The following is a 19,315-nucleotide window of genomic DNA, read 5'->3' on the forward strand; positions in this document are numbered from 1 at the left end:
TCCCTGTTCCGTTTCTGGCCAACGGTGCCACTCTGGTGTTCGGCAACCGTGCACCAAAGCGCCCGGGGACCCGCTTGCGGGCCTCGAGGAAAGGAACGGTCGACGATGACCACTGCCGAAGTTTCCGCGCCGTACGGGTCCGGAGCGGGCCAGAAGCCCCCGGCCAAGCGCGTTCGCGTCCACCACCTGCGGGAGATGAAGGAACGCGGCGAGGCGTGGCCCATGCTCACCTCGTACGACACCTTCAGCGCCTCGATCTTCGACGAGGCCGGCATCCCCGTCCTGCTGGTCGGTGACTCCGCCTCGAACACCGTGTTCGGCAACGACACGTCTCTGCCCGTGACGGTCGATGAGCTCATTCCGCTCGTACGGGCCGTGACGCGTTCGGTCAAGCGCTCTCTCGTGGTCGCTGACCTGCCGTTCGGCTCCTACCAGGTGTCCGTCGAGCAGGCCGTCGCGACGGCGGTCCGGTTCATGAAGGAAGGCCAGGCGCACGCGGTCAAGCTGGAGGGTGGCGCCTACTTCGCGCCGCACATCCGCGCGATCACCGCCGCGGGCATCCCGGTCATGGCGCACATCGGCTTCACCCCGCAGTCGGAGCACCAGCTCGGCGGCTACCGCGTGCAGGGCCGGCACGACAACCACGACGTCGTGGTGCAGGACGCGATCGCCGTCCAGGAGGCCGGAGCGTTCGCGGTCGTGCTGGAGATGGTGACCGCCGAGGTCGCGAAGCAGATCACGCACGACCTCGTCATCCCGACCGTGGGCATCGGCGCCGGGCCGGACACCGACGCCCAGGTGCTGGTGTGGCAGGACATGATGGGCCTGAACCGCGGCAAGGCGCCCCGGTTCGTGAAGCGCTACGCGGACATCGGCAACACCATGCTGGGTGCCGCCCAGGAGTTCGCCAACGAGGTGCGCGGGCAGCAGTTCCCCGGTCCGGAGCACACCTTCCACTGATCGTTCGTGCGGCTTGTTCGTGCGGCTAGCGGGTCCAGGCCTCCGGGTCTGGGCCCGCGGGCACGATGCCCGTCGGATTGATGCCGTGGTGCGTCACGTAGTAGTGGCGCTTGATGTGGTCCCAGTTCACCGTGTCTGCGAACTGCGCGTAGAGGCGTTTCGCGTACCGCCACAGGTTCGGCATCTCGATGAGCTTGTTCCGGTTGCACTTGAAGTGGCCGTGGTAGACCGCGTCGAACCTGACCAGCGTGGTCCACAGCCGGATGTCGGCCTCGGTGAGCTGGTCGTTCACCAGGTGGGTGCGGGTCGAGAGGTGGGCTTCGATGCGGTCGAGTTCTCGGAAGAGGGTCGTGTACGCCTCCTCGTAGGCCTCCTGTGACGTGGCGAAACCCGCCTTGTAGACGCCGTTGTTGACGTTGTGGAAGATCGGCTCGATCCACGCGTCGATGTCGGCTCGCAGGTGTTCGGGGTAGAGGGTGCTGTCCGGGCGCCACTTGAGGCTGAAGTCCAGGGTGAGCTGCGGGTAGTCGTTGGTGACGACCTGGTTCGTGGTGGTGTCGATCAGCGCCGGGACGGTGACCCGGCCCTCGTAACCCGGGTCGGCGTTGTCGTAGGCCTGTTTGAGGTGGTCGAGGTGCAGGACCGGATCGGTTTCCTCGAACCGCCAGCCCTTCTCGTCGCGGATGGGATCGACGACGGCGAGCGAGATGTCGTCCTCGAGGTTCAGCAGCTTGCGGACGATGACCGCGCGGTGCGCCCACGGGCAGGCGAGGCTGACGACCAGCCGGTAGCGGCCCGGTTCCGGCTCCGGGCGCGCGGTGAAGCGGTTGGGCTGCCGGACGAACGCCCCCGTGGTGGAGGTCTCCTGCGAGAACTGCGCCATGTGGTCGACCATAGGCCCATGTACCCGGAGATCGAGCCTCACGCGTCAGGCCACCTGGACACCGGCGACGGCAACCTCGTGTACTGGGAGGAGTGCGGCAACCCGTCCGGCAAGCCCGTGGTCTTCCTGCACGGCGGGCCCGGCGGTGGTTGTTCGCCGTCGCACCGGCGGCTGTTCGACCCGTCCGCCTACCGGATCGTCCTGTTCGACCAGCGCGGGTGCGGCCGGTCGTTGCCGCACGCGTCCGCATCGGACGATCTTTCGCTGAACACGACCTGGCACCTGGTTGCCGACATGGAGCTGCTGCGCTCGTCGCTGGGGATCGAGCGGTGGCAGGTGTTCGGCGGTTCGTGGGGTTCGACGTTGGCGCTGGCCTATGCCGAGACGCATCCGTCGCGGGTGCCGGAGTTGGTGCTGCGCGGTATCTTCACGCTGCGTTCGTCCGAAGTGGACTGGTACTACCGCGGCGGGGCGGCTCAGCTCTTCCCCGATCTGTGGGAGAAGTTCATGGCGCCACTGGCCGGGCTGTCCGGGGATCCCGTGGAGTTGTACGCGCGGTTGCTCGCCGATCCTGATCCTGCCGTGCACGGTCCGGCGGCTGTCGCCTGGAGCACCTGGGAAGGGGCGACGGTGACGTTGTTGCCGCGGCCTTCTTTGGTGGCCGAGTTCGCCGAACCTTCTTATGCGCTGGCGTTCGCACGGATCGAGAACCACTACTTCGTGCACGGCGGGTGGCTCGAGGAGGGACAGCTGATCCGGGATGCGTCTCGCTTGAAGGACATTCCCGGCGTGATCGTGCAGGGGCGGTACGACATGGCCACGCCGGCGGTGTCCGCGTGGGATCTCCACCGGGCGTGGCCGGAGTCGTCGCTGGTGCTGGTGCCTGATGCCGGGCACGCTTACGACGAGCCCGGCATCCTGGCGGCGTTGCTGGAGGCGACGGATCGGTTCCGCTCCTAGCGCAGGCCGTTCCACTTGGCGGTGGCGGTCGTGCAGGTCGCCACCGTCACCTGGGCTGTGAGGCACTTGTTGGTGCCGACGTTGCGGAACTGGAACGACGTGCCGGTGGCGATGCGGCGCCACCGTTGGGTTCCGCTTGCAGTGCAGGCTTGGCCTCGGACGTCGCCCGCGGTGGTGGCGGTGAGGCACTTGTCGGTGGCCATGTTGTGCGGCCAGTCGACACCGCCGCTGATCGGGACGATCCAGCGCTGGTCGTTCGAGACCTCGTTGCAGAGCTTGAGGATCACGTCACTGCCGGTGTCGGCCAGGCACCGGTTGGTGCCCGCCAGTTGGTAGACGACGACCGGCTCGGCGCTGGCCGGGACGGCGGTGAGGGTGATCGTGGCGGCGGCTGTCGCGATGATCGCGGCTAGTTTCCCCATGGGGCCGAATCCTGGCAGCGGTTCGGGTTCGGCGAATCCCCCTGCGGTTGTCAACCCTGGCCGTAGTCGAGTGCCTTGCCGAGACCAGCTCTTGCTTCCACGAGCGAAGGCCCGTACCAGGTGAGGTGCCTGCCGTTGACGAGCGCGTACGGCAGGCCCGGGAAGCTCTCCGGGCCGTCGTCGTGGGTGAAGACGTACGGCTCGTCGGGGAGGATGACCAGGTCGGGCTTCTTGTCGTTGAGGGCTTCGAGGGACGGGCGCGGGTAGCGTTCTTCGTCCGCGGCGTAGACGTTCTCGATGCCCAGCCTGCGCAGCACGTCGGTGGCGAACGTGTCCCTGCCCACGACCACCCACGGCCTGCGCCAGACGGGGATCAGCGCGGTGAGTTTGGTGGGTTTGGTTTCCTGCCAGAGGCTTTCGGCTTCGGTGAGCCAGTCCGGGGTCAGGTCCCAGGCCAGGTTGAAGAGTCTCTTCAGGGAGTCCAAGGCCATCGGGACCGTCTTCGGGGCCTCGGTCACCCAGACGTTGATGCCGTTGGCACGCAGGCGTTCCACATCCTCCGGGCGGTTCTCCTCGGAGTTCGCGATGACCAGGTCCGGCTGGAGTTGCATCACCTTGTCGACGTCCGGGTACTTCGAGCCGCCGATTCTCCGGACGTCCAGGTCTTCCGGGTGAGTGCAGTAGTCCGTCGCGCCGATGAGCGCTGCGGGAACTGAGCGCGCGACGGCCTCGGTGATCGAAGGGACCAGGCTGACCACTTTGTTCGGCTGGTCCAGCGGGACCGGCTCACCGAGGTCGTCGGCGGGGAGCATCAGACTCCCGTGATCTTCAGGCCGGCGTGCGTCTTGTAGCGGCGGTTGACCGCGATCAGGTTGGCGGTGAACGCCTCGACCTGGTGGGCGTTGCGCAGGCGGCCGCCGTAGACGCCGCGGAAGCCCGGCACCAACTCGGCCAGCTCGCGCACGGTGTCGGTGGCCTCGCGGTCGTCGCCCAGGACCAGGACGTCCATGTCCACTTCGGACACCGTGAGGTCGGCGAGCAGGACGGCGGAGACGTGGTGGAACGCGGCCGTGACCTTGGACTCCGGCAGCAGCAGCTCGGCCTGCTGGGCGGCGCTGCCCTCGGTGACGGGCAGGGCGAACGGGCCCTGCTTGTCGAAGCCGAGCGGGTTGACGCAGTCGATGACGATCTTGCCCGCCAGCTGGTCGCGCAGGCTGGTGAGGAGGTCGCCGTGGCCGTCCCAGGGGACCGCGATCAGGACGATGTCCGAGTCTGCGGCGCAGTTGGAGTTGTCGGCGCCTCGGACGTCACCGCCGGCCGCGTCCACGATCTCCTTGGCAGCCAGTTCGGCTCGGTCGGCGCTGCGGGAGCCGATGATCACCTTGAGGCCCGCCTTGGCCCAGCGGATGGCCAGGCCCTTGCCCTGGGCTCCGGTGCCGCCTAGGACGCCGACTGTGAGGTCCTTGATGTCTGTCACCCCTGCATCTTCACACGTCGGTGGGTGGGAGGGGTTGTGACCTTGGGTTGGGGGTGGGGGCCAGCTTGCGTTGGGGCTGCGGTTCGGTCGCCTCGGGGTGGTGGTTGCGTTGGGTGCAAAGACTTGAGACGGGACGGGTTGCGTCATCGCCGCTTCGCGACGATAGAGATTGGGGCTTGACGTCGGGGCCCTTGCGAGGCGCTGGTCGGACCGGAAAGGCCGGGCTGAAAAGCGCCCGGCCGAGCCACTAGTGGTAGCACCTCGCACCCAAAGTCAAGCCCCAATCTCGTTGGTGCGTGGCCGAGTTGGGTGCGTACGTCACCTCACGCGCTGCACGTGTGGCCTGAGAGGGACGGCTCGCCTTCGGCATTGCGTAGCTCGGGTGCGCGTTGAGCCAAGAAACTCAAGGACGCCTCGCCTGCGGCATTGCCGTTGGGTCTTGGGTGGGCTCGGCTGCGCCATCGCGATGCTTGCGCTCGTTTGGACTCGCCTTCGGCTTCGTTCTCCTCAAGCCATTGGTCACCTAGCTCTTGGCTGCCCAACTCTCCGCAACCTGTCGCTCCACGACTCCACACTCGGGCGCCCTGCGCTCCGCAGCCCTGCGCTCCGTGGCCTCGTGCCGTGTTCTGTGGCCTCGTGCTCTCTGCGGGACGGTCACGCCCGTTCGAAGCGCACCTTGCGATTGGCGGCGTCGGCCTCGGCCAGGCGCACCGTGATGCGCTCGCCTTCCGGCAGGCGCTTGCCCGTGCACTTGGCGAGGACCGGAGGTTCGGTCACGAAGACCTCGGCCTCGTTGTCGCCGGACCGGAGGACGGCCGCGTCGAACTCCTGGCCCACCCTGTCCGCCAGCACCCAGGCTTCGACCTGGTCGGTGGCTGCTCGGTCCACCTTCGAGGCGAGGGAGTCCGAGGAACCCATGAGTGACGGGAGTTCCGGGAGGGCTTCGGACAGCCACGTCGGGAGGGGGTCTCCTGCGGTGACGGCCAGGCAGACTTCGGTGGCGAAGCGGTCCACCAGGCGGCGGAGTGGGGCCGTGACGTGGGTGTACGGGGCCGCTACGCCTGCGTGGGTGGTCAGGTCGGGGGTCGAGCCGTTGAAGGTTACGTAGCCCGCGCCTCGGAGCAGGCGGGTGGCGTCGGTGAAGAGGGCCAGGGCTTCGGGGGTCGTGGGGTCCAGGCCCGCCAGGAAGGCGCCTGGGGTTTGGGACGCGGGCCACTTCACGTGGAGGGCGGCGGCTGACTTGCGGAGGGCCTTCACGGCCTCGGCGTCCGGGTTCGGGAGGGTGCGGAGGACGCCCACCTTGGCGGACAGCATGATTTCTGCTGCGGCCATGCCGGTCATCAGGGAGATCTCGGCGTTCCAGGAGTCGACGTCGGCTCGGGGGCGGGCCACCAGCTTCCAGCCGGAGCCGTCGTGTTCGATTTCCTGTTCCGGGAGTTGGAGTTCGATGGCGCCGCGGGTTACGGCGTAGGCGCGGCGCAGGGGGCCGAAGGACGCCAGGGCCGCTACGGACGGGTGGGGGTTGCCCGCGTCGAAGGAGGCCTGGACCTCGGCGTAGTCGAACTGGGCTCGGGAGCGGACCAGGGCTCGGCGGACCTGGACGTTGGTCGGGAGGCCCCTCGCGTCGCAGGTGAAGGTCCAGAGGACGGCCGGGCGGGTCACGTTCGGGAGTAGTGAGGCCGCGCCTTCGGAGAGGGTCGTCGGGTGCAGCGGGACGTTGCCGTCCGGGAGGTAGATGGTCTGGCCCCGGCGGCGGACCTCGGTGTCCAGCGCGCCGCCCGGGGTGACGAAGAGGCCCAGGTCGGCGATGGCGTAGTGGACGACGAAGCCGTCGCCCTCCTGGGTTACGCAGAGAGCCTGGTCGAGGTCTTTGGCGCCCGGTGGGTCGATCGTCACCAGCGGGATCGACGTGAGGTCCTCGCGGTCTCCCGGTGGACGGGAGACCGCTTCCTCCGCTTCGGCCAGGACGTCTGCCGGGAAGGCGGACGGCAGGCTGAATTCAGTGCGCAGGTTGTCGAAGGACACCTCGGCACGGCCCGTGCGGATCACCTGGGTAGCCACCCGCACAGATTAGGAGGCGAGATCTGCTCCTCGCCGCCGCCTCGCCAAGCAAAACCGAGCAAAGCCGGGCAAAGCCGAGACGGAGGAACTAGTCCTCGTCGTCGCCGCGCCACTTCTTGTCGGACTCGTCGGCCTTGCGGGTCTTCTCCCTGGCGATCTCCAGGGCCCTGGCCGCGGTGGCCTCGTCCGGGTAGGGGCCCATCCGGTCCCCGCCCCGGCACCCCTTGCCGTGCTCCACCGTCTGGTGGGTCAGGCAGAAGTACCACCCGCTCGTGTCGCTCTCGCTGTCACTCATACGCGTTCGCCTCCCAAAGGCGCCGGGAATCCCCGCGGCGGCGTCGACTGGTTGGCGTTGGCGTACTCCGACGGGATCGGATCCAAACACGAGACCAGCACCGTGCGGTCCTCGGCGTTCTCGATCTTGCGGCCGGAGCGGTCACGGTAGACGAGAGAACCGTCGGAGTCGATCTCCATGATCGCGCCGACTTCGGCCAGCTGTTCCTCGTCGAGGTCGGCCAGCTTCTCGTAGCGGGACGGCACCACGCGGTAGACCGGCCACTTGAGGTGCCCGTACGTGCGGTGGAAGTCCGCGAGCAGGTGCACGAGGTGCTGCTGCCACGGCAACGGCATGGCCTCGGCCAGTGCTCGTGGGATCACCACGTAGTCGGACGAGACTCCCGGTGCTCCGGCCGCCGTGTAGTCACGCACTGGTGTGCTCGACGCGGGTGGTCCGGAAGGCCTCGGGATGGGGTCGTGGTTGAACATGCAGCGCCTCCCCGCGATCTACACGCCCGGCCGGACGGCCAGCGGCATCAACTCGTAATAGTCCCAGTTGAGCTTGCTGATCTTCACGACATCACCCGTTTGAGGTGCGTGGATGTACTCGTCTCCGCCGAGGTACATGGCCACGTGGTGCACCGTGCGCGGGTTCGACGTGTCGGTCGCCCAGAAGATCAGGTCGCCTGCCTGGGCCTCGCGCACCGGCAGGTGAGCGCCGCCCTTCTCGTACTGGTCGTTCGCGACGCGCGGGATCTGCACGCCCGCCGCTCCGAACGCCTTCACCAGGATGCCGGAGCAGTCCCACGCGTCCGGGCCGTTGCCGCCCCACAGGTACGGCTCGCCCAGCTGCTGCTTGGTGAACTCGATGGCGATGCCCGCCGCGTTCGAGGCCAGCAGGAACTCGCCCGCGCCCGCGCCGCAGCCCGCCGGGTCGGCGATCTCGCCCAGTTCGCTCAGCAGGAAGGCGGCCATGGCCTCCCAGTTGTGGTAGCGGTCCGGGAACGCCGACCGCTCGACGGCCTGGGCCGAGTCACCGGGACGCTTGTTCTCCCAGTCCGGCACCTTCAGCAGCACGTCGTAGAACTTGTTGATCGCGTACGTCGGGTCGATCACCTCGGCCGGCGTGCCCCAGCCCATCGACGGTCTCATCTGGAAGATGCCGAGCGAGTCGCGGTCGCCGTAGTTCAACGGGCGCAGGCCCGACTCGGTCATGCCCGCCTGGATCGCGATCTGCCACGCGAGCGGCGGCAGCTTGCGTTCCTGGCCGATGGAGATGATGCGCGCGACGATGTTGCGCTGTTCGTCGTTGAGGCGCGACGCGTCGTGGCGGCCCCTATCGCCGCCGCCCGCGTCCCACGGGCCGATGGCGGCGTTGCAGCTCATCCGCTGGAAGTTCGCGCCCACGGCGGGGTTCGTGGAGTTGCTCACGACCTGCGTGACGCCCGAGGTCGCGACGACGACCACGATGATCGCGCCGATGGCTCCGAGCAGCAACATGAGGCGCATGGCTCAGTCCGCCTTCGTGTAGCTGTTCACACGCCATTCCTTGGACGGCGTCTTGACCAGCGTGATCACGACCTTGCCCGAGTCGGTGCCCACCTCGAAGTCGGCCGACGACACGAAGGACTTCTTCGCCGTGACCTTCTGGGTGATCCTGGTGGGCACGTTCTTCGGGTCGATCGTGGCCATCTGCGCGAGGAACTCCTCCGTCGTGTACGGACGGAGCTGCGCGAGCCACTTGTTCACGTCGTCGTCCGGCGGCGGCTTGATCCAGTTCTCCGCCCACAGCTCGGCGATCAGCTGCGCGTCGGCCTGCGGCGGCGCGGCGGACGCGGAGATCGACGGCGGCGGCTGCTTGGTCGGCAGCGAGGCACCACTGCTGCCCGGCAGCTGGCCGACCTGCGTGCCCTGCGACGACGTCGAGTTCTGGCCCGCCGCGTTCGGGTCGGCGGGTTTGCGGTCGAGGACCTTCGGGATGATCACACCCAGCGCGACGACGAGCACCACGAAGATGATGATCGAGGCAGCCAGGTGCCGCGGGGAACGCAGCGGCCATCCCCACAGCCTGCGGTAGACCGCGGCACGGCCGCGGTTGGTACGGATCGGCACCTACGCCTCCCTTCAGTTGTCCCTGACTTCGAAACCGCGCGACGGTCGGTAGATCACGTGCACCGGACGCCCTGCCACCACTTCTGTTTCTGCCCTGCGAGGTTCCTGCACCGGGGCGGAGTAGGCGTTCGAGCGCGACGGCACGAGCACCGCGTCGTCGACCCGGTCCCACTGGCGGTCGGTGACCGTCGGGCTGTCCACCACGCGCGACCGGGCGGCGGGCAACGCGGCCGGACCGGACCCCGACGGCAACGCGCCGGCGCGGACACCGGACCCGTTCGGACCGCTGACGATCTGTCCGGGCACCGAGTCGCGGTCGAGCCGCTGCGCCGTCGCCATGACCGGGCTGGACGCCTCCGGGCGCACCCGGCCGCGGCCGCGCTGCGGCACCTCTTCGCCGTTGGGGTCGTTCTCCCGCACGGACTCCCAGAACTCGTCCTGGGGCGTGGGGCCCTGCTGCCTCTTGCGGCCCATCATCTTCGACCAGACGCCACCGCTCATCGGCAGGACGTTGCCTGCGGAGCCGACGGACATCTCGACCATCTGCCACATGCGCCGCAACGGTTTGCCGATCACGAAGCACACGAGTGTCAGCATCAGGCCGAGCAACGTCCTGGTGAGCAACGAGAGCCCGGTCGCGTTGAAGATCGCCTGCAACAGCAACGCGTGGACACCCGCGAGGACCGCGAGCACCAGCACGTTGAACACCGTCACGGCGGCCGCGCGGGCGACCTTGCGCAGCAGGTCGTGGTGCAGCAACGCGACCAGACCGATGAGCGGCCCGGCGAGCGTCAGGATGCGCAGCAGCAGCTGGGCCAGCAGCACCGCGGCCTTCGCGAACAGCTGGAACAGAGAGAACGCGATCGACTGCAACAGCGCGAGGAAACCCGCGCCGGTGCGGCTGCCGTCGGTGCCGTCGAAGTAGCCCTTGGCCGTGCCGAGCTGGGCTTCGAGCGCCTTCCACTCGGACTTCTTGGCGTCGAGCGCGGCCTGGTCGCCGTCCTTGCCCTCGGCGATCTCGGCCGTGGTCCACGCCTGCGCCTTGAGGATGCGCGGGCCGTACTCGGCGGCCTGCGGTGCCTCGGGCGTGCCGAACGCTCCGCGCAGCCAGCTCTGATAAACGACGGCGTCGTGCAGTTTCGTTGGTAGTACGTGAAGTGTGCCTTGTTCTTCAGGCGCCTCGATGAACCCCGCCTGGATCTCCGATGTCTTGGAGACCAGCGTGTTGTCGAGGAGGTTGTAGAACTGGGGTAGGGCCAAGGTGGACGTTGCCAGCCACATGGCCGCCAACGCCCAGAGCCCGCGTTTGGAGATCGTGGCGAAGTCGCCGGTCCAGATCTGCCGGAACATCAGGATCGCGAGGATCAACGCCACCAGGCCGAACCAGCGCAGGTAGACGTTGTCGTAGACCTTCTGCACGCCGTTCTTCACGGCGTCGTCCAGCGGGACCAGCAGACCGCGGCCCATCACGGTGTAGTGCAACGCGTTCGTGGCACCGACGATGTTCTTGCCGATGCTGAAGAGCTCGTTGCCCGCCCACGTGTCGAGCGTGGCGTTGGCGTCGGGCAGGACGTTGCACTTGGCGTTGTAGTTGTGCCACACCATGCCCGCGTAGCCGTACTCGAGGTACGGCGTGCCGGGCAGGCCGTTGCCGACGGGCGGGTCGAGCGCGCCGACCATGCCCGCGCCGGGACGTTCCGGATTCGGTGCCTCGCCACAGGTTTGGGCGTGCGCCATCGGGGCACCCAGCACCACCTGAAGCGCCAGGATCGCCGACACGAGGGTGAGCGACTTGGCGCGTGCTGACGCGCGCAGCGCGAACCGCCGCCTTGCCCAGAGCAAGGCGGCGATCGCGAGCACGATCGTCAGCGCGGTCATGCGCCGCCGTCCCGGCGGCGGTTGGACCCGTCACCGTGGCCCACCAGATGGGCCTCTTCCTCCGTCAGTCCGAGTTCCATGTCCGCCGCCAGTTCGTCGTCGATCTCGTCGGGCACGTAGGCGGGCGGCTGGGGAGCCGCGTTGTCGTCCGCCGGCACGAGTTCGGCACCGGATTCGCGCTTGGCGTCCGGCGTCGTGTCGAGGGCGTTGCGCAGGTGCTCGAGGTGCGGTCCGCTGAAGTCGATGCGGATCCGCTCCACGCCACCGGCGCCGTCGCCGAAGATGAACTGACGGGGCGCGCGGTCGCGTTCGGTCGCGGTGCGCTCGCCACCGGGGCGGCGGCCCAGCGAGGCGATGACCTGCTCGTAACCGGCGCCGACCGGCACCTTGAGCAGCCGCAACGCGTCCGCCTGCGCCTGGTCGTCGTCGAGCCTGCCGACGAAGACCGAGTCGAGCAGCGCGACGAAGCCCTGGATCTTGAGGAAGTCGGCCGGGATCTGCGAGGAGAGCAGCACGCGGACGTTCCACTTGCGCGAGTCACGCGCGAAGCGGTTCATCAGCACGCGACCGGTCGGGACCTCGGAGAGGAAGAACGCCTCGTCGATCCAGACGCCCTTGCGCTGGTCCTTCGGCTTCTCGTAGATCGAGCGCTGGGTGAGCCAGGCGGCGAGGTTCAGCATCTCGACGCCGAGCGACTCCGCGTCCGTCCAGTGCTCGCGGCCGACGCCGTCCTTCGGCAGGTTCAGGCCCGCCATCGTCAGGACGGTGAGGCGGTCGTCGCGCACCTCGTTGTACGGGTCGTGGTTCTCCTCGGGGATGAGCAACGACATGCGCTCGCGCATCTCGTCGAGGAAGTCCGCGACGACGACGGCGTGCTCGTGGTGCTCGGACGCGTCCCGGCGCAGCGCCTCGAAGACGAGACCGGGGTGGGCGTCGAAGCGGCCACCGACCGTGCGGACGGCACGCAGCAGCACGATGCGCGTCTGCGGGAGACGGGCGACCTCGAACGGCAGCAGACCGGTGAGGACGTCCAGGACGAGACGGCGGCGGGTGGCGGCCGCGAGGGCCTTCTCCCGGCGCCAGGCCCGTTCGGGGTCGTCCTCGTCGAGGAAGTGCTCGATCATCGGCTCGGCGACCACCCGGTACGGGTTGAGGATGCCGGGCTCGGCGTTGAGCAGGTTGATCGGACGGGCGTACGGGCGCAGCTCGGGCAGTTCGCACAACGCCGAGAGCGGGCCGGACGGGTCGAGCAACGTCCAGTGAGCCCCGGCGCGCAGGGTCTTGTAGACCATGCCGCCGCCGAGGAACGACTTGCCGGCGCCGAGGCCCGCGACCATGGCCGTCAGACCCGAGGCGTCACGGAGTTCCTGCGCCATCCACGGGTCCCACGCGACCGGACGGCGGGTGGCCGTGACGGTCTCGCCCAGCAGGATGCCGCGGCGGTCACCGACCTCGGCCGTCGCCGTCGGCACGGCGGACGCGGCCCACAGCACGCTGCCGCGCCGCAGGTACGCGCCGTTGGACAGCGGTTCGCCGGGGATGAACTCGCGGGCGATCGCGAACTGGGCCTCGGGGTGCTCGATCGCGACCTTCGGCTTGTACAGCTCCAGCAACGACTGGGCGAGCCGCAGCGCCTCGCGCTCGGTCGGGCCGGAGACCGCGAGCCGCCACCAGCTGCGCACCCGGGTGCCCAGCGCGGTGAAGCCCGACGTCATCTCGTCGTCGATCTCCAGCACGCGCCCGGCCTGGCGGGCGAGCGACTGCGGCGGTTCGAGCTCGTGCTCGTCGGTGTAGTGGCGGACCTGCGAGCGGACCTTGCTCATCTGCCGCGACAGCTCGCCCGACACCTCTTCGGGCTTGCGCACGTAGATGCGGGCGGACCACTCGACGCTCGCCGGGAGGCGGTCGGCGCGCTGCACCCACGGGTCGTCGACCTCGGGGATCTGCAGGCCGTGCATGAGCCCGACGGTGAGCACGGCGACGTGCCGCTTGACGCCCGCGTTCGAGCCGGTGCGGCCGCGGACCGTGACGGTCGGCGAGTAGGGCTCCTGGTGGAAGTCGGCGGCGTCGGTGAACGACGCGAGGTCCTCCGGTTCCCAGGCGGCACCCGGCACGGCGGGCATGTTGCGCGGCGCGGGCAGGCCCAGCGAGCACGACCTGTGCATCAGCCAGGACATCTCCTCGGCCGTCGCGGGACGGCCTTCGAGACCGGCGGACCCGATGACCTGGTCGAGGTGCTCGACCTCGGAGTCCAGCGCCACGAGTTCGGCGTCCACGGCGTCCGGGAAGACCTTGCGCAGCACGGGGGCGGCGCGTTCGACGGCGCGGTCCATCATGTTGCGGGTCTGCACCTGGACGCCCAGGTAGACCTCTTTCTCCGCCATCGAGCGGCCCATCAGCTGCTGCTGCTCGCCGACCATGTAGTCGTCGAACGACAGCGTGCCGGGCGTGTCCGGCAGGCGCTTGACGGCGTTGTGCACGTGCGCCTCGGCCCACATGCGGATCGGGTACGGCCGCGTGGTGACGCGCAGGTGCATCCAGCGGCCCTGCAGCTCGGCGTACTGGCCCGCGATGGCGGCGATCAGGTCCTGGCGTTGCGAGTCGCTGCGGAACGACCAGCGCTGCGGCGCGAGCCGGTACCAGGCGTAGACCTCCTGGCCGGTGCGCAGCAGGTGACCGTCGATGCTGCGGGCGCTGATCGACGGCGTGTAGCTCGGCACGGCCTGCTCGCCGGGCAGGCGGCGGCCGCGCTTCGAATACGCGGCTCGGTCACGCTCGCGGGGGTCGGCCGCGGCGTGCTGGGCGATGTGCTGGGCGGAGCGACGGTCACGGTCTCGCCGGCGTCCGAACACCGCGAACCTCCTTCTTACGGCTGGCTGACGTCCGGCGGGGCTGGGCCTGCTGTCTCGCCCGTTGTTTCTTGCTCAACTTGGGACGAGGCCGCTGCGGGGTGACCCGGATCCGGGCGGCACTGGCCGCTCCGCCGGTACTGGCCGTGCGCTCTCGAGGTGCGGTGAGCTCGCGGACCCACATCGACATGACGGCCGTGAGGGGCCGTTCATGGCTGATCCGCTGGGTGATGAACCTGGTGAGGATGATCGTCGCGACGAGGGCCCACGCGGTCGAGAAGAACCCGAACCCGACGCCCATCTGCCGTTCGATCGTGAGTACGACGAGGAAAACGACGATCCCGACGCCCCACGCGACGTATCGCGCGCGCCAGGGAAATGTCGCTTTGGGCGGACCGAGCCAGACGGCGTCGACCCGGTAGACCTCGTCGTCGGTGCGAACCCGCACGTGTCAGCCTCCGACGAACAAACCGGCGAGCCACTGACCGATGTTCGCGCCCGCGTCGGTAGTGACGGCAAGACCGATGATGGCCAGCGCGACGATCACGCCACCGAGGCGGCGCATGACGCCCGCGTTGTCGCCCTTGCCACCACCCAGCCAGAGGAGCAGCAGCGCGACCGTGAGCAGGAGCAACGGGACGATGTTGTCCAGGATCCAGGTCCGGACGTTGCCTGTGCCCGGCACCTGCGGCTGCTGCTGAGCGAGTGTCACCAGGTCCATGGCGGTCATTTCTTACTCCAGAGTGCGCTGGGGCTTGCGCTACGAGTAGAACACGAGTTCGTCACGTCGTGTGGGGCTGTTGCTGCGGGGTGTAGATCATCTGGCCGTTCCCCCTGGGAGGAATTACGTCTAATCTGGCCGACACATCATCACTGAGGAGAGGTCAGTGGGGAACACCCGGATGAAGATTCTCTCCGTCGCTGGCAAGGTTCACCCGACTGCGAACGCCCTGGTCACCCACAGTGCGTGCGTCTCAAACACGCGCACGTGTACACCCATGTGAACGCCCAGATCGGCCGGTTCGCCGCCTCCGTGGCAGACACGGTGGGCGCGCTCCGGAGCCACGACTCCGAGGAGATTCGTTCATGCTCGAACCTGACCTCGTGCCGGATGGAAGTGTGGACGGAATCACAGCCTCCCCTAGTGCTCCAGGCGTGGACGAGCCTACCGGGCAAGCCACGCAATCCCGGCGCCGGGTCCAGCGGACGATCAACTTCGACCGCGAGGTGCTGGAACGGGCTCGGGCGGCGGCCACCTACCTCTCTTCCTACGAGCCTCAGGCGGGGGTTCGGTCGCTCGCGGACATCGTGAATCCGGCGGTGCTCGCCTACGTGACGGAGTTGGAGGAGCTCTACAACGCCGGGGAGCCGTTCCGGCCGGTGCTGCGCATGCCGTCCGGGCGTCCCGCGAACCGGTGAGACCTCAGGTCGCCGTCTGGTTCAGCGACCGGTACCTGGCGAACTGGGCGACGTAGTTCGCGAGCAGCGCGAGATCGACGCCGAGCACCACCCACGTGACCCAGTTGGTGTTCACCGCCGCCAGAGGTATCGCCACCACCGCCGGCGCGATCGCGATCAGGGCGAGCGACAGCTGGTACGGCAGGAGTCGCCGGGCAAAGCGGTACTCGGGCTCGCGCTTGTTGACGTGCCAGCCCACGAAGCCGTCGATCCGCTCGGCCAGCGGCCCTTCGAACCGCCTGCGGAGATACCGCGAGATCTCCGCGATCTGCACGTTGTGGAAGAGGATCAGGGTCCCCAGCAGCAGCGAGACCAGCGGCGAGACGAGCAGGAGCGCTCCGCTCTTCCGGTCGATGCCGAAGCCGAGGACCGCGGAACTGACGGTCACCGAGCAGACGACCAGCGACGTCCGGTGATCCATCTTCTTGAGGATCTCGTCCCGCAGCGACTTGTACTCGGCCAGCAGGACATCGGCGGCGAACTTCGGGTCGGCCAGCACCTGTTCCAGGTCAGGCCGATCCCCGGCTTCTCGAAGATCTTCAGACGTCACGCCTGTCCACTCGTCGCACACGTCAGTCCCGTTACCCGAACCGGTGAAGCCCGGCGACCTCGCGGCCACCGGGCTTCGGTGCGTGTTCAGGCACGGGTCCTAGCTGGCCCCGGAGATCCTCCAGAACCACCCGGTCGAGGCGTAGTCAGGCCCGACCGAGCCCTTGCCCCAGAAGTAGTCGTCGTAGTTGCCCAGCCCACCGCTGGCCGGCAGGTAGACGCCCATGGTGGCCCACCGGACCTGCGCCGGCTGGGTGTCGATGCTGGCCTGCGCCCACGCGTCGCGGACCTTCATCGGGTTGTTCCACCACAGGAACGGCGAGCGCCACATGTAGTGGCCGAACTTGCCGCCGTGGTTCGCGGAGTTGTAGCTGACGGTCGTGAAGCTGTTGATCTGGTGCAGGCCGCGGAACGCCTGGCCCCAGCGCTGCGCCCAGGTCTGGCCGCCGGTGTTGTCCTCCAGGATCAGGCAGGTGAAGAGGCTCATCCACTCGACGTCGTTGTTGCCCCAGCGCGCCTCGGTGTTGGCGAGCTTGGTGTCGTTGTGGTTGGAGCAGCCGGTGAAGTAGAAGCCGGTGCCGCTGCCGTGGCCCTGCCAGTAGGTGAGGTCGACGTTGTCGGTCCAGGTGGTGTCCTGGCCGCCCGCGAACGCCGGGTCCTTGAAGTCGCTCTCCCACGCGTTGCCGTCGGTCCAGCTGAACGAGCGCGAGATGCCGTGGTTGCTCGCCTCGGTGTTGAAGGTGCCGATGTTGGCGACGGTGTTGGGCAGGCCCGAGCAGTTGCCGGTGCCCTCGCTGCCGACCTGGGTGCCGGCGGCCTGGATCTTGAACTGGGACTGGGCCTCGGGGCGCGGGTCCTGGACCGGGCCCGGCTGCGGCAGTTCGGCACCGACCGCGGCGGGCAGGGTGATCGCCTGCGGGGCGCCACCGTCGGCGTTGCGGCCGGTGCAGCGGAACGACGGCTCGACCTTGTCCGCCTTCTCCTCCAGCGGCGCGGCCACGTAGACGTAGCTGGCGTCGGCCTTGACCTCGCCGCCCAGGTACTTCTGGCACAGCTTCGCGCCGAAGGTGAGGTCGTTGACCTTGACCGAGCCGGCCTTCTCGTAGCTGCGGGCGGCGTGGCTGACCGCCGTGACGCCCTGCGCGTCGAACGAGACGCGGATGTTCGCGCCCTCGCCCTCCAGCGGGATGCCGCCGAGCTGGAACGTGTACGAGACGCTCGTGTCGAGGTTGGCGGTGAGTGCGTTGCGGCCGTTGGGGTCCGCGAGTTCGAACGTCGTGTGCTGCGCGGTCGGCGTGGCGTTGGCGGGCAGGACCCCCGCCTCCCTCAGGCCTTCCTGCGCGCGCTTGGCGGCCTCTTCGGTCGGGATCGTCCTGATGCGCTTGATCGCCTCGGTGTCGAGGGCGGTCTGGGTGGTGGCGTTGCCGTCCTCGTCCGGCTTGCCCTGTCCTTTGTCGACGGTCGGCAGGTACTGGTAGCGCTGCTCGTCCGCGAAGGAGACCGCGCCGGCCTCCGATCTCTGGACGTCTTTGAGCCCGAACGCTCTCTGCAGCTTCTGCGCCTGCTCCTGGTCGAGACCCGAACTGGTCACCCCGTAGACGGGCAGTTCCGTGGCGTCGGCGGTCGCGATGCCGGCCGCTCCCGCGGTGACGAGGCTGGACAGGGCCAGCACCACCGTCAGCTTGCGTTGCATGTCTCTTCCCTCCCTTGGGGACGGCCGGCTGCAGGGGCCGGCCGTCTGTGAGGAGGATGTGGACGATTTTGCGGTGATACCCAGAGTGGCCAGTTGGCACGGCCGCACCACTCGAACGGCCGAAATTCTGTAACACCCTTGGGGCAGCGGCGAATCTAGAGGCGGACAGCTGGGTATTTGATGCCCGCGCCGGTGTTCAGCACGACCACTTCGTCTTGTGCGTTTAGCCATCCGTTAGCGCGCAACGCCCGTACGGCACTGATCGTCGCGGCGCCTTCGGGGCACAAGAACACGCCTTCGAGCCGTGCGGTCTCGGCGCGGTCCTGAGCGATCTGTTCGTCCGTGACCGCGATCGCGGTGCCATTGGTTTCTCTGATGGCCTGCAAGATGATGAAGTCCCCCAACGGTTTCGGCACGTTGATCCCGAACGCGTCGGTGTACGCGGCGTCCCAGAAGGTCGACTCCGCCCTGCCCTCGTCGAACGCCTTCACGATCGGCGCGCAGCCGGTGGACTGGACGGCGACGAGCCGCGGCAGCTTCCCGGTGATCCACCCGAGCGCCAGCATCTCGTTGAGCGCCTTGTGAATCCCGATCAGGCCAACGCCACCGCCGGTCGGATAGACGATCACGTCGGGGACGCGCCAGCCGAGTTGCTCGACGATCTCGTAGCCCATCGTCTTCTTGCCTTCGATGCGGTACGGCTCGCGCAACGTCGACGCGTCGAAGAGGTCGACGTCCGCGATGGCCTTGCCGGCGTCGGCGATGGTGCCCGGCACGATCCTGAGCTCCGCGCCGCTCGCCTCGACCTCCTCGCGGGTGATCAGCGGGGCGTCCTCGGGCATCGCGATGACGCTGCGCAGACCCGCCCGCGCGGCGTACAGGGCCCAGGCGGCGCCCGCGTTGCCGTTGGTCGGCATCTTGATGCCCTCGATGCCGAGTTCCTTGGCCCGCGCGACCCCGACGGCGGCACCGCGGGCCTTGAACGAGCCGGTCGGGATGAGCGATTCGTCCTTCATGAGCACGGTCGCGTCGAGGTGCCTGCTGATCGCCGGCAGCGGCACGAGCGGGGTCATGCCCTCGCCGAGGCTGAACGCCGGATCGGGGTCGCGGACCGGCAGCACGTCGCGGTAGCGCCACAGCGAGTTCTCGTCCGTGGGACGGCCGACGCGCGTGAGGTCGTAGCGGGCGAGCAGCGGCGACGCGCACTCGTGACAGAGGTTCTGGACGGCGTTGGCGTCGTGTTCGCGGCCGCAACGGGCGCATTCCAGATGCGAGAGCATGCTCACATGCATACAGGCGGATGAGCCGGCATGTAAGCCGGATCCTGTTCGTGGGACCGAGGTCCCAGTCGGCGGCCATCCATCTGGGCCTGCCGTTGCCGACAGGCTCTAGCGGCCTACCCGCGAGCATCGGGCGGGCAGCCCTCGAACGCTCGCGCAGGCACCGTCCCTTGCGTTCGGGTGCCCTCTTGGCCTTGCTCCGGGTGGGGTTTACCTAGCCGCCCCAGTCACCTGGGGCGCTGGTGGTCTCTTACACCACCGTTTCACCCTTACCGCGGCTTGCGCCGTGGCGGTCTGCTTTCTGTGGCACTGTCCCGAGGGTCGCCCCTGGTTGCCGTTAACAACCACCCTGCCCTGTGGAGTCCGGACTTTCCTCGACACTCGCGTGCCGCGGCCGCCCTGCCGACTCATCCGCGACCCGAGGATATCCCAGCGTCTGGAACCGGTTGTCCACTGG

19 protein-coding genes and 1 other RNA gene are annotated in these 19,315 nt (G+C 68.6%); 3 read left to right on the plus strand and 17 right to left on the minus strand.

Annotation, left to right across the window (positions count from 1 at the left end):
* Positions 1–105 precede the first annotated feature (105 nt).
* Positions 106–960 carry a 3-methyl-2-oxobutanoate hydroxymethyltransferase gene (gene panB / locus JNUCC0626_RS27575; RefSeq protein WP_394613665.1) on the plus strand — a complete coding sequence of 285 codons (855 nt, stop codon included), beginning with the start codon at positions 106–108 and terminating at the stop codon, positions 958–960.
* A gap of 25 nt (positions 961–985) precedes the next feature.
* Here panB and JNUCC0626_RS27580 read toward each other — a convergent pair whose 3' ends face one another.
* Positions 986–1,843, minus strand: a complete 858-nt coding sequence (locus JNUCC0626_RS27580) for a glutathione S-transferase family protein (protein ID WP_394613666.1) — start codon at positions 1,841–1,843, stop codon at positions 986–988.
* A gap of 18 nt (positions 1,844–1,861) precedes the next feature.
* Here JNUCC0626_RS27580 and pip point away from each other — a divergent pair, with 18 nt between their 5' ends.
* Positions 1,862–2,803 carry a prolyl aminopeptidase gene (gene pip, locus JNUCC0626_RS27585; RefSeq protein ID WP_394613667.1) on the plus strand — a complete coding sequence of 314 codons (942 nt, stop codon included), beginning with the start codon at positions 1,862–1,864 and terminating at the stop codon, positions 2,801–2,803.
* Here pip and JNUCC0626_RS27590 read toward each other — a convergent pair.
* The 12 genes from JNUCC0626_RS27590 to JNUCC0626_RS27645 form a co-directional block, all read right to left on the minus strand.
* Entirely contained in the window at positions 2,800–3,225 is a 426-nt protein-coding gene (locus JNUCC0626_RS27590; protein WP_394613668.1) for an RICIN domain-containing protein, read from the minus strand. The two genes, pip and JNUCC0626_RS27590, sit on opposite strands and share 4 nt — an antisense overlap.
* Before the next feature lie 50 nt (positions 3,226–3,275).
* Complete coding sequence (locus tag JNUCC0626_RS27595; protein ID WP_394613669.1) at positions 3,276–4,037, minus strand: helical backbone metal receptor; 762 nt, start codon at positions 4,035–4,037, stop codon at positions 3,276–3,278.
* Positions 4,037–4,702, minus strand: coding sequence for an NADPH-dependent F420 reductase (gene npdG, locus JNUCC0626_RS27600; protein ID WP_394613670.1), 666 nt, complete (start codon positions 4,700–4,702; stop codon positions 4,037–4,039). The genes JNUCC0626_RS27595 and npdG overlap by 1 nt, the downstream gene beginning before the upstream one ends.
* Positions 4,703–5,356: 654 nt before the next feature.
* A complete protein-coding gene (locus tag JNUCC0626_RS27605; protein WP_394622114.1) occupies positions 5,357–6,751 on the minus strand; it encodes an RNB domain-containing ribonuclease in 1,395 nt (464 codons plus the stop codon).
* A gap of 100 nt (positions 6,752–6,851) precedes the next feature.
* On the minus strand, positions 6,852–7,058 hold the full coding sequence (locus tag JNUCC0626_RS27610) for a hypothetical protein (RefSeq protein WP_394613671.1): 207 nt from the start codon (positions 7,056–7,058) through the stop codon (positions 6,852–6,854).
* Positions 7,055–7,528, minus strand: coding sequence for a hypothetical protein (locus JNUCC0626_RS27615; RefSeq protein WP_285647514.1), 474 nt, complete (start codon positions 7,526–7,528; stop codon positions 7,055–7,057). The genes JNUCC0626_RS27610 and JNUCC0626_RS27615 overlap by 4 nt, the downstream gene beginning before the upstream one ends.
* 18 nt (positions 7,529–7,546) lie before the next feature.
* Positions 7,547–8,548, minus strand: coding sequence for a C40 family peptidase (locus JNUCC0626_RS27620; RefSeq protein WP_394613672.1), 1,002 nt, complete (start codon positions 8,546–8,548; stop codon positions 7,547–7,549).
* A 3-nt stretch (positions 8,549–8,551) separates the two neighbouring features.
* Positions 8,552–9,151 carry a hypothetical protein gene (locus JNUCC0626_RS27625; protein WP_394613673.1) on the minus strand — a complete coding sequence of 200 codons (600 nt, stop codon included), beginning with the start codon at positions 9,149–9,151 and terminating at the stop codon, positions 8,552–8,554.
* Positions 9,152–9,163: 12 nt separating this feature from the next.
* Complete coding sequence (locus JNUCC0626_RS27630; protein WP_394613674.1) at positions 9,164–11,029, minus strand: hypothetical protein; 1,866 nt, start codon at positions 11,027–11,029, stop codon at positions 9,164–9,166.
* The gene (locus JNUCC0626_RS27635) at positions 11,026–13,836 is read right to left on the minus strand and encodes an ATP-binding protein (RefSeq protein WP_394622115.1); all 2,811 of its coding nucleotides are present in this window, start codon (positions 13,834–13,836) and stop codon (positions 11,026–11,028) included. The genes JNUCC0626_RS27630 and JNUCC0626_RS27635 overlap by 4 nt, the downstream gene beginning before the upstream one ends.
* 19 nt (positions 13,837–13,855) lie before the next feature.
* Positions 13,856–14,326, minus strand: coding sequence for a hypothetical protein (locus JNUCC0626_RS27640; RefSeq protein WP_394613675.1), 471 nt, complete (start codon positions 14,324–14,326; stop codon positions 13,856–13,858).
* A 3-nt stretch (positions 14,327–14,329) separates the two neighbouring features.
* A complete protein-coding gene (locus JNUCC0626_RS27645; protein ID WP_285647521.1) occupies positions 14,330–14,608 on the minus strand; it encodes a hypothetical protein in 279 nt (92 codons plus the stop codon).
* Between the two features lie 425 nt (positions 14,609–15,033).
* Between JNUCC0626_RS27645 and JNUCC0626_RS27650 the strand changes: the two genes are divergently transcribed.
* Positions 15,034–15,297 carry a hypothetical protein gene (locus tag JNUCC0626_RS27650; protein WP_394613676.1) on the plus strand — a complete coding sequence of 88 codons (264 nt, stop codon included), beginning with the start codon at positions 15,034–15,036 and terminating at the stop codon, positions 15,295–15,297.
* 4 nt (positions 15,298–15,301) lie between these two features.
* Here JNUCC0626_RS27650 and JNUCC0626_RS27655 read toward each other — a convergent pair whose 3' ends face one another.
* The 4 genes from JNUCC0626_RS27655 to rnpB all read right to left on the minus strand — a co-directional run bounded on the left by JNUCC0626_RS27655 (position 15,302) and on the right by rnpB (position 19,268).
* Positions 15,302–15,886, minus strand: a complete 585-nt coding sequence (locus JNUCC0626_RS27655) for a hypothetical protein (protein WP_394613677.1) — start codon at positions 15,884–15,886, stop codon at positions 15,302–15,304.
* A gap of 99 nt (positions 15,887–15,985) precedes the next feature.
* A complete protein-coding gene (locus JNUCC0626_RS27660; RefSeq protein WP_394613678.1) occupies positions 15,986–17,578 on the minus strand; it encodes a DUF6345 domain-containing protein in 1,593 nt (530 codons plus the stop codon).
* Positions 17,579–17,733: 155 nt separating this feature from the next.
* Complete coding sequence (locus JNUCC0626_RS27665; RefSeq protein ID WP_394613679.1) at positions 17,734–18,858, minus strand: threonine synthase; 1,125 nt, start codon at positions 18,856–18,858, stop codon at positions 17,734–17,736.
* Between the two features lie 17 nt (positions 18,859–18,875).
* An RNA gene (rnpB, locus tag JNUCC0626_RS27670) (RNase P RNA component class A) lies at positions 18,876–19,268 on the minus strand.
* Positions 19,269–19,315 lie beyond the last annotated feature (47 nt).

This window comes from Lentzea sp. JNUCC 0626, from assembly GCF_043632865.1.
GTDB lineage: Bacteria > Actinomycetota > Actinomycetes > Mycobacteriales > Pseudonocardiaceae > Lentzea.

Excerpts from the sequence above, each read along its gene's own strand:
- JNUCC0626_RS27590 (WP_394613668.1), bottom strand. The coding sequence starts at position 3,225 with ATGGGGAAACTAGCCGCGATCATCGCGACAGCCGCCGCCACGATCACC.
- JNUCC0626_RS27620 (WP_394613672.1), bottom strand. The coding sequence starts at position 8,548 with ATGCGCCTCATGTTGCTGCTCGGAGCCATCGGCGCGATCATCGTGGTC.
- JNUCC0626_RS27595 (WP_394613669.1), bottom strand. The coding sequence starts at position 4,037 with ATGCTCCCCGCCGACGACCTCGGTGAGCCGGTCCCGCTGGACCAGCCG.
- JNUCC0626_RS27665 (WP_394613679.1), bottom strand. The coding sequence starts at position 18,858 with ATGCTCTCGCATCTGGAATGCGCCCGTTGCGGCCGCGAACACGACGCC.
- JNUCC0626_RS27645 (WP_285647521.1), bottom strand. The coding sequence starts at position 14,608 with ATGACCGCCATGGACCTGGTGACACTCGCTCAGCAGCAGCCGCAGGTG.
- JNUCC0626_RS27615 (WP_285647514.1), bottom strand. The coding sequence starts at position 7,528 with ATGTTCAACCACGACCCCATCCCGAGGCCTTCCGGACCACCCGCGTCG.
- JNUCC0626_RS27630 (WP_394613674.1), bottom strand. The coding sequence starts at position 11,029 with ATGACCGCGCTGACGATCGTGCTCGCGATCGCCGCCTTGCTCTGGGCA.
- panB (WP_394613665.1), top strand. The coding sequence starts at position 106 with ATGACCACTGCCGAAGTTTCCGCGCCGTACGGGTCCGGAGCGGGCCAG.
- JNUCC0626_RS27660 (WP_394613678.1), bottom strand. The coding sequence starts at position 17,578 with ATGCAACGCAAGCTGACGGTGGTGCTGGCCCTGTCCAGCCTCGTCACC.
- pip (WP_394613667.1), top strand. The coding sequence starts at position 1,862 with ATGTACCCGGAGATCGAGCCTCACGCGTCAGGCCACCTGGACACCGGC.
- JNUCC0626_RS27610 (WP_394613671.1), bottom strand. The coding sequence starts at position 7,058 with ATGAGTGACAGCGAGAGCGACACGAGCGGGTGGTACTTCTGCCTGACC.
- JNUCC0626_RS27580 (WP_394613666.1), bottom strand. The coding sequence starts at position 1,843 with ATGGCGCAGTTCTCGCAGGAGACCTCCACCACGGGGGCGTTCGTCCGG.